General features: G+C 45.0%; 1 protein-coding gene. It reads left to right on the top strand.

Annotated features, from left to right (window positions below; translation table 11 throughout):
- A partial coding sequence (locus D7V32_RS17430) for a hypothetical protein (protein WP_213072562.1) occupies positions 1-378 on the top strand: 378 nt, incomplete at both ends.

Here is a 378-nt window from a genome sequence, read left to right as displayed (position 1 = left end):
TGGTAGTAGCGGTTACGACATTCTTACGGGTGGAACAGGCAATGACCTTCTGTATGGCGGTGATTGGGAGAAAGATCGCTATGTATTCCAATCAGGACATGGGCAGGACATCATTCAAGATTGGGCTTATGAGGATGATTATTATAGTGCGTTTCGGAATGAGGTCGTATTTGAAGGTGCGAACAGTACCACAACGAGTTTTATTCGTTCAGGCAATGATCTTATTATAAAAGCCTATGGCGCTGATGACAGCGTGACATTGGTTGATTATCTTAACCGAGATAATGGGGCTGGCCGCGGTTTCAAACTGATCTTTGATGATCAGCCGATCACACTTCATGATATTGCAGGAATGAGCTTCAGTCAGGATGGCACAGC

It is taken from the genome of Acinetobacter tianfuensis (assembly GCF_003611465.1).
Classification (GTDB): domain Bacteria; phylum Pseudomonadota; class Gammaproteobacteria; order Pseudomonadales; family Moraxellaceae; genus Acinetobacter; species Acinetobacter tianfuensis.
The sequence above is the reverse complement of the archived record's forward strand: the minus strand, read 5'-3'. Positions and strand labels throughout refer to the sequence as shown.